The 14,226-nt window shown below is 56.6% G+C and carries 14 protein-coding genes; 8 read left to right on the top strand and 6 right to left on the bottom strand.

Going from position 1 to position 14,226, the window contains the following annotated elements:
• Positions 1–100: 100 nt before the first annotated feature.
• Both C5B90_RS03090 and artA read left to right on the top strand, forming a co-directional pair.
• Entirely contained in the window at positions 101–2,668 is a 2,568-nt protein-coding gene (locus C5B90_RS03090; protein ID WP_115879017.1) for an ArtA-dependent S-layer glycoprotein, read from the top strand.
• 161 nt (positions 2,669–2,829) lie between these two features.
• Positions 2,830–3,750, top strand: a complete 921-nt coding sequence (gene artA / locus C5B90_RS03085) for an archaeosortase A (protein WP_115879015.1) — start codon at positions 2,830–2,832, stop codon at positions 3,748–3,750.
• A gap of 21 nt (positions 3,751–3,771) precedes the next feature.
• Here the strand turns inward: artA and dph5 are convergent, their stop codons facing one another.
• Positions 3,772–4,581, bottom strand: a complete 810-nt coding sequence (gene dph5 / locus C5B90_RS03080) for a diphthine synthase (protein ID WP_115879013.1) — start codon at positions 4,579–4,581, stop codon at positions 3,772–3,774.
• Between the two features lie 150 nt (positions 4,582–4,731).
• On the opposite strand from dph5, the gene C5B90_RS03075 reads away from it, so the two are divergent.
• The 4 genes from C5B90_RS03075 (at position 4,732) to C5B90_RS03055 (ending at position 8,586) form a co-directional block, all read left to right on the top strand.
• A complete protein-coding gene (locus tag C5B90_RS03075) occupies positions 4,732–5,274 on the top strand; it encodes a DoxX family protein (RefSeq protein ID WP_084816375.1) in 543 nt (180 codons plus the stop codon).
• Between the two features lie 83 nt (positions 5,275–5,357).
• On the top strand, positions 5,358–5,567 hold the full coding sequence (locus C5B90_RS03070) for a hypothetical protein (RefSeq protein ID WP_115879011.1): 210 nt from the start codon (positions 5,358–5,360) through the stop codon (positions 5,565–5,567).
• A 292-nt stretch (positions 5,568–5,859) separates the two neighbouring features.
• A complete protein-coding gene (locus tag C5B90_RS03065; protein ID WP_115879010.1) occupies positions 5,860–6,297 on the top strand; it encodes a Rieske 2Fe-2S domain-containing protein in 438 nt (145 codons plus the stop codon).
• A gap of 981 nt (positions 6,298–7,278) precedes the next feature.
• A complete protein-coding gene (locus C5B90_RS03055; RefSeq protein ID WP_115879009.1) occupies positions 7,279–8,586 on the top strand; it encodes a tyrosine-type recombinase/integrase in 1,308 nt (435 codons plus the stop codon).
• Here C5B90_RS03055 and C5B90_RS03050 read toward each other — a convergent pair.
• From C5B90_RS03050 to C5B90_RS03035, 4 genes are read right to left on the bottom strand one after another with little or no spacing between them, the layout of a single operon-like run.
• Entirely contained in the window at positions 8,544–8,705 is a 162-nt protein-coding gene (locus tag C5B90_RS03050; protein ID WP_042663211.1) for a hypothetical protein, read from the bottom strand. The two genes, C5B90_RS03055 and C5B90_RS03050, sit on opposite strands and share 43 nt — an antisense overlap.
• Positions 8,702–8,971 carry a hypothetical protein gene (locus C5B90_RS03045; RefSeq protein ID WP_115879008.1) on the bottom strand — a complete coding sequence of 90 codons (270 nt, stop codon included), beginning with the start codon at positions 8,969–8,971 and terminating at the stop codon, positions 8,702–8,704. Before C5B90_RS03045 ends, C5B90_RS03050 begins: the two co-directional genes overlap by 4 nt.
• Positions 8,968–9,300 carry a hypothetical protein gene (locus C5B90_RS03040; protein ID WP_049968214.1) on the bottom strand — a complete coding sequence of 111 codons (333 nt, stop codon included), beginning with the start codon at positions 9,298–9,300 and terminating at the stop codon, positions 8,968–8,970. The genes C5B90_RS03045 and C5B90_RS03040 overlap by 4 nt, the downstream gene beginning before the upstream one ends.
• Positions 9,297–9,494, bottom strand: coding sequence for a hypothetical protein (locus C5B90_RS03035; RefSeq protein ID WP_115879007.1), 198 nt, complete (start codon positions 9,492–9,494; stop codon positions 9,297–9,299). Before C5B90_RS03035 ends, C5B90_RS03040 begins: the two co-directional genes overlap by 4 nt.
• 218 nt (positions 9,495–9,712) lie before the next feature.
• On the opposite strand from C5B90_RS03035, the gene C5B90_RS03030 reads away from it, so the two are divergent.
• Entirely contained in the window at positions 9,713–9,976 is a 264-nt protein-coding gene (locus C5B90_RS03030; RefSeq protein ID WP_199517431.1) for a MarR family transcriptional regulator, read from the top strand.
• Positions 9,977–10,163: 187 nt separating this feature from the next.
• Positions 10,164–12,974: a TrlF family AAA-like ATPase gene (locus C5B90_RS20250; protein ID WP_148708192.1), complete on the top strand. Its 2,811-nt coding sequence runs from the start codon at positions 10,164–10,166 to the stop codon at positions 12,972–12,974.
• A gap of 123 nt (positions 12,975–13,097) precedes the next feature.
• On the opposite strand, the gene C5B90_RS03025 is transcribed toward C5B90_RS20250, so the two are convergent.
• Entirely contained in the window at positions 13,098–14,225 is a 1,128-nt protein-coding gene (locus tag C5B90_RS03025; RefSeq protein WP_115879004.1) for a hypothetical protein, read from the bottom strand.
• Between the last annotated feature and the right edge of the window lies 1 nt (position 14,226).

The following is a 14,226-nucleotide window of genomic DNA, read 5'->3' as shown; positions in this document are numbered from 1 at the left end:
CCCTACCCAAGGTGAAAATCAGCGAGTAATCCCTCGCCCGACTACCCACGGGCGTTCGGGGCAGAAAGCTGCTTCGCCGCTTATAGACACATCTACAACAATGACAGCAAACAAACAAGTTCGTGCGGTTCTGCTCGCTGCGCTGATGGTTTTCTCGGTCTTTGCCGGGTCCATCGCGTTCACGGGCACTGCCGCCGCAGCGGCTACGTCGGCAACGGTGTCTTCTGATACCGTCGACAAAGGCCCGTCTGCGACCGTCGATGTTACGGTTAATTCCGGCGGAACGAACGATGTTCACGTATGGCTCGACCTGAACGACGACGGCTATTACAACGCCTCAGAACCATCCAGCACGGATAACCCGTCCTCTACGGCAACACTCTCGCTTTCGGTCCCGGAGAACGTCTCCACCGGCGAGTACAACGTCTCTGCCGCAGAGAGCGCTAGCCTGACCGCAGGTACCACCCAGCAGGAGGCTTACGACACACTCGATGTCGTTGCCGCCAACCCTGCTGACTTCAGCTCCGCCATCCACTACGATGACGGCACGCCGAAGGTCGAAGTCGCCTTCGACGAGGACGTCACCGTCAACGAGATGAACGTCACCGACGGCGAGACGAACCTCTCGCAGTCCGCGTCCGTCTCCGGCGGGCAGGTCAACGTCACCCTCAGCCAGGTCTACACCGAGGACCTCGAAGTCACGTACAACGTGACCGACTCCTCCGGTAACACGGCCTCCGCGACTGAAGACGTCACCTTCGCACCCATCTACGTTGCGAACGAGTCCAACAACACGGCCTACCAGGGCTCGAACGTTGCGGTCGTCGCTAGCGCGACGGACACCGACGTCGAAGTCGAGGGTGTTGACGACGACAACAACTACCAGTTCTCCGGTTCTACTGGCCCCAACAGTCAGGTCTTCGTCTTCGACACGGACGGCAAGACCCTCGACACGTACAAGTTCACGGTCGGTGGCGTCCAGAAGGCCCAGGTCGACGTTCGTGACCTCGGCTTCGAGCTCACCGTTGACGACCTGAACATCACGACCAAGGACGGTCTCGAAGGCTCTGTCTCGGCCAACGCGGGCGACCGCACCATCGACGTCGTCGCACTTGACGACGACGGCGACGAGGTCGACGGCACCGAGACCACCGTCACGCTCGACGGCCAGGGTGAAGCCGACTTCAACCTGAGCTCGGTCGACGCTGGCGAGTACACGATTGAGGCGACCGACGCGTTCTCGGGCGTCACGCTCGAGTCCGACACGGTCACGGTCTCGAAGGCCAAGGACTCCACGGGTGACTTCACGTCGTCCGTCATCAACGAACAGGTCGGCGACGTTGCCGAAATCACCGTCACGCTCGACGGCACGGACACCGGAACGGTCACCATCGGTGACTACAGTCTCGGTTACAGCGCGAACGTCACCGTCGAAGACGGTAACGACGACGGTGAAGTGACGCTCCTGTTCAACAGCTACGCACCGAAGAAGACCTCCTCGTTCGACGTTGACGACAGCGACGACGAGTACACGGTTGACGACATCACCACGGAAATCCCGAGCGGTGAGACCCTCGACGCCGGCGACTACGACCTCGAAGTCGCGACCGGTGGCGAGGCCGACAACGTCGCGACGCTCGTCCTCGAAGACCGCAGCACCGAGAGTGTCACCACCTGGACGGCACCCACGGGCGCTGACATCACCGAGACCGAGGACGTCTACGACGCAATCGAGAACGAAAACCTGACGCAGACGGACTCGCTGGCTAACGGCGACGTCGTCGTCACGCAGGTCTCCGCGACGGGTCTCGAAGGCGCGTTCGACGCGTCGAACTTCGACGCCCTCTCGGGCACGCAGTTCAACCTCACGGTCGAGCAGACGAACCCCGGACCGAACCGCGACGCGAAGGTCCTGGGCATCAACAGCTCGAGCGCCACGATCATCGCGGACGGTGACAACGACACGTACTTCATCGTCTACGACCTCGACGACGTCTCTGCCTCGCGCACGGACTACTACGACAACACCTCGACGCTCTACGAAGTCGAGGACGACGACGCGTTCAACGCGACGTTCACCGTCCTCGAAGACGGTGAGCTCGCCGAAGACGACGAGTCGGCCTCCGACGAGTTCGAAGTTGTCACCCCCGAACTCAGCCTCGACGAGGACGAGTTCGCGGTCTCCAACGCTGCCGAGCAGTCCATCTCGGGCACGGCCACCGTCGCCCCCGGTACGGAGCTCACCATCCGCGTGACCTCCGACGGCGACACCCAGCCGCGCTTCCTGAAGACGGCCTCGGTGTACGTGCAGGCTGACGGCACGTTCTCCTCCGCGTTCGACTTCTCGGAGCAGAACCTCAACGACACGTTCGAAGTGACGGCCTCCGTCGACTCCGGCACGGCTGACGATGCGACCGCTGACGGTACCGTCGGCGAAGCCATGGAGACGACCACGGCCGCGGAAACGACCACGACCGAGGAATCCACGGAAACGACCACCACGGAAGCGTCGACCGAGGAGACCACGGAAACGGCAACCGCGACCGAAGAGCCGACTGAGGAGCCGACCGAGGAGACCACCGAGTCCAGCACGCCTGGCTTCGGTGTCGTTGTCGCCCTCGTCGCGCTCGTCGCCGCTGCGCTCCTCGCAGTCCGCCGCGACAACTAACGACCGCTAATCCACTACCGGGGTTCCCCCGGTCCCCTCAACACTTCTTTATCGACTGCCCGCACAGCGGCAGCGCTGTACGGTCGGCTTACCCGGATGGTCGGACGAGTTCGATACCCGGAACGACAAGGGATTTATTCGCTCCACTGCATCGAACACGTATGCCCGGTCTCCTCTCCGACATCCTCGCGTGGGTGGTCATCGGAACCTTCGTCGCCGGCGCGGTCGTCAACGGGCGGAACCGCGACCTCGGGCGGCGGGTGATGTCCGCAGCGTGGGTGTTGTTTGCGGTCTTTTGGCTCCAACTCATCCCGCATTTCACGCTCGTTCACAAGAGCTACATCGAGGGTCTGTTGACCATCGCCGCTGTCCCGGCATCGCTCTACGCCGGGTGGCTCCTCTACAACGGCCGCGACACGCTGTTCGTCCTCTCACGGGCCGTCGCCGCCATGGGTGTGGTCTACCTCCCCTTCGAGACGATTCCCGCGCTGACGCTGTTCGGGACGACTATCCCTGCTCCCCGCGGCATTCTCATGGAGTCCGTCGCAGCGCAGACGCGTTTCCTCATCGAATCGCTCGGCTACACGCCGCAGATGATCCGCGGCGACGAGGGCTACCTGAACACGTTCCTGTGGATGCAGGGCTCTCACCGAATCGAGATCTCGGTCGTCCTCGCCTGCACCGGTCTTGGCAGCATCGCCATCTTCGCCGGCCTCATCGCCGCCGTTGACGCCCCGATGCGCCGGAAGCTCCGCGGACTCGCCATCGCCGTCCCCATCATCTACGCGCTGAACCTGCTTCGGACGACGTTCATCACCATCTCGGTCGGCAAGCAGTACTTCCAACTGTTCGTTGACGAAGTGCTGTTCCTCTTCGGCTCGTCCGACCCCTACATGGTGTCGTTCTTCATTTCCGACCGCATCATCAGCCAGGCGCTCGCGGTCGTCGCACTCGTCGGCATCACGTATCTCGTCGTGCAAGAGGTGCCGGAACTCCTCACCGTCATCGAAGACGTGCTCTACATGGTGACCGGCGAGGAGTACGACCTCAGAAGCGAGTTAGGGCTCGACGGGCGAGCGTAGTCGGTCCGCCCCGTTTTCTCTTCAGTTTTCGTCGTCGAACAGTTCCTCGGGCGCGCCGCCGAGCGCCGAGAGCGCGTCGGCTTCGACGTGATGGACCTCACCGGGGATAATGAGCATGTGCAGCGGTTCGCCGAAGTCGCGCTCGGCGAGCGCCGACAACCGGTCCGAGGCGACGACCGGGACCGGACTCCCGGCCCGGCAGACGGCCACGCCGAGGGCGTCGCCGTCCCAGTGTTCGGCGAAGAGTTCGGCGGCGTAGTCGGCGGTCATGTACTGGTCGCCATCGACCTCGACACCGCGACGACCCTCCCAGTCGACCTTGATGTCGAGGTAGACCAGCGTGTGCAAGCCGAGTTCGCGGTTCGCTTCGAGCGAGTCGACGACGCTCTTCGGAACCGGGTCGCCGCCGTGAACGTACGGGAACGGGAGCGTCACGGCCTTCCCGAAGCGGTAGTTCTGGAGTCCAGTCAGGCCGCTGGCGGCGGACTGGGCGGTCACGCCGTGGACGAGTCGCGTCTCGATACCGCGTTCTTCGGCTCGGAGGCGCAAGTCGACATGCGTGGTCGAAATCATCGTGTCGCCGGCGGTGAGGAACGCGACGTGTTCGTCCTCCGCGGCGTCGAGTATCGGCTCGGGGTCCTGTTCGACGCCGGCGCGGTCGCGGACCTCAATGTCGATGTCGTGGTAGGCTTCGAGTTCCTCGACGGTCGCGCCGACGAGGTGACTCGTGTAGAACTCCGCGAAGGCGCGGTCGGCGTCCGCGAGCGCCTCTCGCCCTTCGACGGTGATGGAGCGCTCGTCGTACAGACCGAGACCGATGAAGGTGAGCATGTCCGTGTTCTGTCGCGGGCGATGATAAGCGGCGTGACCTCCGGTGAGATGGCCGATACCCATTGCGTGAGATTACCCAGCACACTTTATTGTAGTTGAGGAAAATATTACCTCCGTATGTCAACCGATAGTCGTACACTAGAGACGGAGATGTTCGGACGCGCGGTACGATTCGACTACTCGGAGCGGTGGGTGGGCTACTCGCTTTTCCTCCTCAGAGTGGTGATGGGGTGGACGCTGTTCCAAGGTGGTATCACGAAGCTCGTAACCTACCTCGATTCGGACCCCTCGAACAACTGGACTGCGGCGGGCTACCTCGCCAACGCGATTCCCGAGGGGAACCCCCTGATGGGGCTGTGGAGTTCGATGGCGGGGAGCCCGCTCATCGACATGCTGAATATGTGGGGCTTGACACTCGCGGGATTAGCCCTCATCCTCGGCGCGTTCGTCCGATTCAGCGCCTTCTGGGGCGCGGTCATGATGCTGTTCTACTGGGCGGCGGCACTCGAAGGCGGCATCCTCGCCGGGCTCCCGCTGGCTCACGGCTGGGTCGTCGATGACCACATCGTCTACGCGGTGTTGCTGTTCGGCCTCGGCGCGTTCGGCGCGGGACGCATCCTCGGCGTCGATGCCTACCTCGAAAACATGGAGTTCGTGCGGCGTAACCGGTGGATGAGTCTCGTCATGGGCTAACGACTGCGCGCCAGCGACCATTTTTTGGGGTCCCGTCGTCGGACCCGACGGAACTTTCTCGACTGCCGCGTTTCGTTCGACTGATGTCGACTCCTCGTGCGACGGTTTCCTGTCCGACGTGCGGCCTCGAAGAGCGCTTCTCGAAGCTCGCGGACGCGCGTCTCCGAATCGAAGAACACCGCGTGGAGACCGGGCACGACCCGGTTTGGAAGTTAGGTCGGTTCGCACCCGGCGTGGAGAAGATGGGCGACGACGCGGGCGTGTGCGGTGTGAACCCCGACGCGGACCGCTGAGTCGGTGGACCGCCGACCCGTGTTCCGTTCCGACTCCGCCGAGCGTCAAGTCAGCAGATATGAGATTCATAACAATACGACGTTCCCTCGAACGAGTGGGTATGTGGTGCGAACGCTGCGGACGAGATACGACGGTCCGGAGACACGCGGTAGACGAGTTCACGGGATTCCTCTGTAGCGACTGTCGCGTGGTGTGGGACCGATTCACGTCGGCGTAATCGGTGGGCCGTGCCCGATGTCCCCGGCGTCGTCGCCGATAGCTACTTTTCGACACGGTCGATAGCTGTGTCCGATGGTCGATGGAACACGAGTCGCGGCCGTGGACGACGTCCCCGAAAACGGGTCGTACCTGTTCACCGCGGAGGACGCGTATTCGCGGACGAAAGAGCTCATCCTCGTCCGGTGCGACGACGGGCCGGGCATCGAAGCGTGGCCGAACACGTGCACCCACGAGAACCAGCGGTTTGACCGGGGGTCCGGCGCGGCGATACGTGACGGCGAGATCATCTGTCCGAAACACGGGTCGATGTTCGACGCCTGTTCCGGCGCGTGCGAAAACGGCGAAGCGGTAGGTACCGCTCTCCCGGACGTGGATATCGCGGTCGCCGACGGCGACGTTTTCCTGACCGACGACGAGTACACCTATCTCTACGAGGGCGCGGCGCGCGACGACGAGGACAACGCCGAAGACGACGATATTCCGAGTTCGACGTCGCACATCGGGTTTTGAGCCGCTCCCGAGACGGTCCGGTCGCCGCCGAACCATCACGAACGGCGGTATACTGGTCGCCTACTGGTCAGCGCCGTCCTCGTCGAGAACCCCGTGATACGGGCAAACGAACTCGTCACGGATGAGCTGTGCGTCGACGCGTGGTGAGACACGAGAGTGGTTGGTGAGGATGAAGAGCGGGGTTTCGGCGGAAGCGTGGTACTCCAGACGTCAATGAGCATCCCGTCGAACACGCTGCAAAAGGGGTGACAAAGGGAACCTCTGCGACGGTGGCTCATCCATGGGAACCCCACCACCACCACTCTGAGTTGTCGGGACACCCTCCACGTCGCGAGTCATGTCCATCTATGATCATATCCGCCATGAATATTTGTTCAATTGTCATGTTCGATGACGATTTGAGAAAACGATTAATCGCCGTCAAGCCACAGCGATGGGAGCTCGCGACAGCAGCCATTGTCAGAGGCGCCCACCACTAGTGTATGTCTGGCTACTGTGGACGTCGCGAGCTACCTAGGGAAACGCGCGATTCTAACATAATTGTTTATGCTTAATCCGTGCCCTGAGATCGTTAGAAGCAGTAATTAGTTGTCAGTATTGTCGCTCGATCTTGCGAGGATGTGTGAATTTAGCGGAATTTCGTGAGTACGGTGAGTTCACATCGTGGTGTCGAGGAATTCGGTTGGTCGATTAATGGGGCCACGCGCAAGACCGTCATTCCGCTGCTGACTGAGTACGGACTGGTCACGCGCGACTATCCCTGAACCGAAGACCTTCGTCTCCGGGATTGAGTTGTGGGATGATGAAGGAATCAGTAGAAGCCGGTGGAGGGGATTGTGAACCTCACTCGCAACGCTCCGCGTTGCTCGCTGGCTTAAATCCTTCCACGCGAGGCTCTTCAATCGTACTGTGTTCGGTAGAAAGAGCCGGTGGAGGGCTCTCAACTGAACCTTTACCAGCCCATCGACTGTCGATTCTCACATGCCTTCCGACCCGAAGCAGTCGGTCGCCACCCTCCGGAAGAAACTCCGGAACGGAACCCGCGGCGGCTGCGACCGCGACCGTGAACTCCTGCTCGATTTCTCGGACGAACTTCGCCTGCTGCGCGAAGACTACGGCCACTACCGACACGAGAAACTCCTCAGGCACAACGTCCGAATCAGCGAGAACGCAGACACGTGTCTCCATGAGACGCTCGTGCGGGAACGCGACGGCGACGCAGACGACGAGGAGACGTTCTACGACGCCAAGGACGCCGCGAAGGTCGTCGTCCGCTGGATACACAGCACCTACGACATCGAAGACGGCTCCCAAGAGACGAACCGCGACTACCGCGTCGCCTTCCGGCTCTTCGCGAAGCACGTCACCCGCGGGGACGACATCCCGGACACGCACTCGTGGATTTCGACGAAGACCAGCCGGGACTACCAGCCTGAACCCGACGAGGCCGACATGCTCGACCTCGAACGCGACGTCGAGCCGATGATCGAGGCGGCACGGAACCCCCGTGACAAGGCGCTCATCGCGCTGCAGTTCGAGGGCGGCTTCCGCGGCGGCGAACTGTACGACATGCGCGTCGAGGACATCACGGACGGCAAGCACTCGCTGAAGGTCCGCGTCGACGGGAAGCGCGGCGAACACGACGTCCACCTCATCGTGGCCGTCCCGTACGTCAAGCGCTGGCTGGCCGAACACCCCGGCGACCACGAGGACTACCTCTGGACGAAGCTCACCGAACCCGAGCGGTTCAGCTACACGCGCTTCCTCCAATGCTTCAAGGCCGCGGGCAAGCGCGCCGAGATTCGAAAGCCCGTCACGCCGACGAACTTCCGGAAGTCGAACGCCTACTGGCTCTCGACGCGCGAGAAGTCCCAAGCGTTCATCGAGGACCGACAGGGTCGCGCCCGCGGGTCGCCCGTCATCTCCCGGTACGTCGCGAAGTTCTCCGGCGAGACCCAAGAGATTCAGTACGCGGCGATGCACGGCCTCGAAGCCGTCGAGACGGAGACGAAGGAACTCGCGCCCGTCACCTGCCCGCGCTGTGAGAAGGAGACGCCGCGGGAGCGCGGCTTCTGTATCCATTGCAACCAGTCGCTCGACATCGAGTCGAAGGAACTCCTCGACCGCATCGGCACCGCCATCGACGACAAGGTGGTCGAGGCGGACGACGCCGACACGCGTCGGGACCTGCTGCGCGCTCGGCGGACGCTCGACGAGCGCCCGGCGATGATGGACACCGAGGAGCTTCACGAGTTGGCCTCGCGATTCTCTCTTTCCGACGAGGCCTGAAGCGCGATTTCGAACACGCGCCCGATGTCGTCGTCTTTGAACTGCTCGTAGAGTCGTTCGAATAGCTCGCGTTCCTCTTCGGTCAGGGTGTCGCGCGGCGGCGACTCGGCGCGGCTCATGGGTCGACCCTCCGGTTGGGGCGGTGGGGACAGTCGCGGCGTTCACCGTCCTCGTCGGGACCGCGGTTGGCCGCCCGGCCGTGGCCGTACTCCGTGCGGTCCGGGCCGACGGTGATCCAGAAGCCGCAGACCGTGCAGTAGGCGGTGTGGTTCGGGTTCGTGACCGGGACGAGGTGATCCGGGAGGTCGGTATCGGCGTCCTCGTCGATTTCGGCCTCGAAGCGTCCGCAGTTCCCCCGCGGCGGGACGGCCTCGGTGGGAATCATTCGTCGCCTCCGGCGAGGTTGTACTTGCGGACGATGAGTCCGTCGCGGAACTCGCTGGCGCGTTCGGCGGCGGCTTCCAGCGCGGTCGCGAGCGCCCGGGCCTGTTCGGGCGTGAACGTCGTCGCCGTACTGAGGCTTCGGAACTCCTCGCCGACCTCGAAGATGACCGAGCCGTGAGCGACCTCGACGTAGAGGTGGTTGACGCGGTCTTCGACCTCCGCGGAGATGCTTCCCCTGACAGTCGTCGATTCGATGTCGAGCGTGACGGCGAGTTCGTTCGCGCCGGCGTTCGCTTGCGCGTCGGGGACCGGGGACTCCCAGTCGCTCATCGGTTGCCTCCGGTGAGGTCGCTCGCGCGAACGAATCCGAGTTCGCACCCGCACGGGACGACGGTGTGGCTGCCGGGAGCCGAGGTGGTGAAGCCCTCGATGGGCGTGGTGCAGACGGGGCAGTTGGACGGTGATTCCTCTTTCGGGTCGCGGGGTTTATCTCGCCCCCGCGAGTGGGTTAGTTCGGTCGTCATTGGCTGTCGCGACGACCCTTACCGGGCTCCTGTCTCAGCAGGGGTCCGGAGTTTCTACCAGACCTGTAAGCACCGACGAGGGTCGTCTGTATCCACCTTGAGACGCATTGGATATAAATCCTATTGACGATAGTACAAAATTAGACAAACCTATCGTCAATACACTTGTTACCGATAGGTGTGATTTTTGGCTCATGTCCGTCGACAATACAAGAGAAATGGTTGAGCGAATTTCGTGGTTCTCTCCCGTTGACTACGAGATACTGATGTTCTACGACGAGCACGACGTCGGAGTGACGGCGAAATCGCTTGCCTACAACATCGACTACAACCGAAAGTACGTCAACCAGCGCGTTCGCGTACTCGAGGACGCCGGCTTCTTCACCAACACGAACGGAATCTACGAACTCACAGACTTCGGTCGCGACTTCCTCGCTGGAAGGGTTGACGCCGACGAGGTTGAGGCGCTCGGCGACGACTGATTCTGTTGGTGTAGCTGTGAGCACGGCATGCTAACTGAGGCCGGTTGGTTAGAAAGGGATGATTGGGTGGTGTCCGGATTGGCCGGATCTGCTGCGGTCTCTTCTTAACCTTGTGTTCAGGACATAGCTTAATCCTGACTAAAGATAGTAATAGGACTTATATATCATTTTGACATGTAATTTTGATATGAATTCCCGTCGTGGATCTGAATGGAGAAAGTGGGACCTTCATGTTCATACTCCTGCTTCATTTGAACACCAGTATCAGTTCAATGGCGATGAGGAGGTTCAAAAGTATGATTCTGATCAGTGGAACAAATACTTATCTGAACTTGAGAATGTTTCTGACATTTCAGTTCTAGGTATCACCGATTATTTCAGCATTGATGGGTACAAACGAATCTTAAAGGAGCGAGAACAAGGCAGGGTCAAAAACTTCGACACGGTTCTTCCAAATATCGAATTTCGACTATCAGATATCGTTACGAGTCGAAAAGATAGTGGAGACACAAAGCGGGTCAATCTGCATGTTATCTTTAGTCAAGATATTCATCCAGACGAGATTGAACGGAAGTTCTTGAATGGGATAAAGTTCGATGCGAGAGGGACTCAATACTCTCTATCTAGAGAAAACCTCCAGTATGCAGGAAAGGATTACATAGATTCAAATCAAGAAGAGAACCACCTTTCTAATTATGAAGCTGGTTGCAAAATTGCAACAGTCAATTTTAATGAAATAACTGATGCATTAGATAAACCGGAGTTCAAAGGGGAGTTCATGCTCATACTGGCAACAGGTGTTTGGGGAGACATCGAGTGGACATCTCAGGGACATGGTGCCAAGGAACGTCTCTTTAGAAAGACCGATGCCCTCTTTTCTGCTAACAGCAATCAAATTGACTGGGCTTTAGGAAAGGCTGATGAAAGTAAAGAAGCATTCAACAGAGCATTTGGTGATGTTAAACCCTGTCTTCATGGCTCAGATGCTCACCGGTATGAACGACTTTGTAGACCGGATGATGATAAGTACTGTTGGATAAAAGCAGACCCAACCTTCGAAGGCTTAAAACAGACTATGTACGAGCCTGAAAGGCGCGTCAAGATTCAATCTGACAAACCTGATGGCTTTACACCTATCCATTCGCTGAGCGGTGTTAGTATCTCCAACGGGAATATTTCTGACAATCTCGAAATTGCAGATAATGATATTCCTCTAAATAATAACCTAGTGACTGTCATCGGCGGCAAGGGTGCCGGCAAAACTGCCCTACTGGACCTGATCTCGAATTGTTTTGAAGATCGTTGTGCCCGGCCGATTGAGGATTACGATGAACCAGATGATCAGAACTCTTTTGTTCAGAGAATACAGTCAAAAAGACCGAGTATCCAAACAAAAATAGAATTTAATGGGAATGATGTAGAGGACTTTTCAAAAGAGCTTACTGAAGAGAGATTCTTTGAATCTGCAGAATTTGTGTATCTACCACAGGGGCAAATTGAAGAATATTGTCGGAATGAGGAACGATTGCATAAGCATATTCTACAAGTGATCAAGCGGAATGTCAACCAAAGTAATCCTGAGATGATAAACCGGTTTGATCAGTTACATAAAGAGGCCGAAGAACATGCGGACGAATTTAGATCAAAAACTTCTAAGATATATGAACTAGACCCAGACAAGATAACTGGGAATAAAGAAGAGTTACAGAAAGAGATATCTAGGGCGGAGGGTCGGCTGAAGTCTAAAAAAGCGGAGATTAATTCATTCGAACAACGCCACTCGGATGAACTTAAAAATAACTCCGCAACGAGGCTAAAGGAGCAAAAAAAGGAACTAGAGAGCGGGATTGAACAAATAACAAACACAATCTCAGACGTTCAGGGTTCTGCTGAGGAGTTGTCTCGGGTTCAAAAACTAAATTCGAGACTTGAAGACATCGAGTCACAGTTATCTGATTTCGGCATTGGACGATCTATTGAAAGAATACCAATCGGAAATATTCCCCAAACACTTGATACCATATCTGAAGAGTTAGATGAGAATTTATCGAGTAAAAAAGATGAAAAGGCCAAAGTAGAGAAGAGAATCACTGAACTAACTGACCTTGAACAAGACTACTCCAAATTGTTGGATGAATTAGAAAATATTAATAACGAAATTTCAGAATTAGAGTCAGAACTCTCTGCGGTAAACGATAGACTCGACAGGTTGGAGGAATTTCGAAAGTACCGCCGTACCTCATTCATAGAATACCTACAGAAATATATTGAGATTAGGAATCAGTATCAAACGGTAATTGATCAATTTTCCTCGACGCAAACGAGTATTCTTGAAGAGATATCATTCGAACCCTCGGTCAACATTAGTGACGACCTCAAACAACAATTGAGCCGACTTCTTGATGGCCGTAGCATAAATGATTCAGATATTGATGCCGCCATTGAACACCTCCAGAATGCTCTAGAGAGAGAAGTACCACAACAACAGGCAGAAGATGTTGAAAAGTTTTTAAATTCAGTTGAAGAGTTGCAGAAAGATAAATTGAGTAGAGTACAGGACATTGATTTTGAAAGTGCAGTCTATGACACACACCTGGACTTAGTTGAAGAGATATATTTCAGAAGTTCTCCGATGCAGAGTCTATCCCTAGGACAAAAAGGAACTGTTCTTCTAAAGATACTACTTGCAGAAGAAGAAACACCACTAATAATCGACCAACCAGAAGAAAATCTCGACAATCAGTTTATTTATGAAACATTAGTTGGTGCTTTTAGAGACGCAAAGCTAAAGAGACAAGTAATAATTGCGACCCACAATGCAAATCTAGTTGTTAATACGGATGCTGAGCAGGTTGTTGTCGCAGACTATGATGATAATACAATTAATTTTGAATCTGGAGGCCTTGAAAATTCAGAAATCAGAGAAAAAGTCACAACAATTCTCGAAGGCGGTACGGAGGCATTCCAACGGCGTGAACAGAGATATGGTTTAGAATAGCTACTGATTGATGTATACCTGGTCTGGTTTTTACTTGATGCCTGAAGTGTATCGGTGTATCAATCGATATTGTCTGCCTGCACAACGAATATCTGATGAATATACAAACAAACGAACACTAGCCTAGCGTTCTTGTGTCTCCGTAAACTTACTGGAAATACCTGTCCCATACTCGTCAAGCCGACTCTGCTTGCCGATCTCGCTAGCAACCAGCTGCTCACATTCCTTACGCAGTTCGTCTTTCATGCCCTCTATTCGCCAGTTTACCCATTTATCTTCGAGGACCTGCTCGAGGTCATCTTTAGCCGTGTAGTTCGAGACGATTTTGAGGTCGGCGCGTTCGTCTTCCCACTCAGATAAGAAATTGATGTGTATACCAGACTCGATGAGGTCATCAACAATCTCATCGATACGACCTTCGCTGAAGTTCAATGAGCTATTTGCGACGTATTTTCTGATATCTGCGCGGTCAACACATGGGTGTCGCCCCTCAACACGGCGAGCTTGCACCACGACACGCAGTTGGTCGACAATAATCGATGTCGGGAGAACGTCTGCTTGACCAAACGCTGTGGTTACTCGGTCTAGTTCACCGTTCAACGACGACACGTCGTGTGTGTGACGTCGCTCAAGTTCTTGGAGCATCGCATTTGGCTCATCCGCCTCTAAATTATCCGGGAATACGGTTGGCCTTGCATGCCGAATCCACAACGTATCGTGGTGGGCGTCTACCACCCATGTGATAAACTCTGCTCCTTGTTCGATGATCTCTTTTGCAATCTTATCGCCGTGGTTGACGTACGTTGCAACCACGAACTCCATGTGGTTGATTTCGCTTCCCAGAATCTCTTCTTCGATGTGCTCTTTGTACTCTTTAGCTACTTCTTTCCGCGTCTGAAGTTGTTCAACGATTTTACTGGCGCTTGAGGGGATAGATGACTTCGCCTCTCCGAAAATCACACTTCCATCGAGGTTCCACAACAGGAAATCGAAGTTGGGAACTCCCAAATCCTCGAGCGGTTCGGCGGTAATGAACTTATATCCCGCTGGTGCACTCTGTACGAACGGAAAAATTGAGTAACTGATCAGCTTGCGGTGTTGACGTTGAATGTCGATTTCTTCGCGGAAGCTCTCGCGCTTGGACTGTTCTTGAAACCGGCGGAGCTTCTGATGGATACACTTCCCGTAGCGTCCACGATATTCTGTTTTTTGACCCTCGGGCACCGAGTCTGGAGGGTCAACGTTCGTCATG

Source organism: Haloferax sp. Atlit-12N, assembly GCF_003383095.1.
Lineage (GTDB): Archaea > Halobacteriota > Halobacteria > Halobacteriales > Haloferacaceae > Haloferax.
Note: the sequence above shows the minus strand (reverse complement) of the source record. Positions and strands in the feature narration are given on the sequence as shown.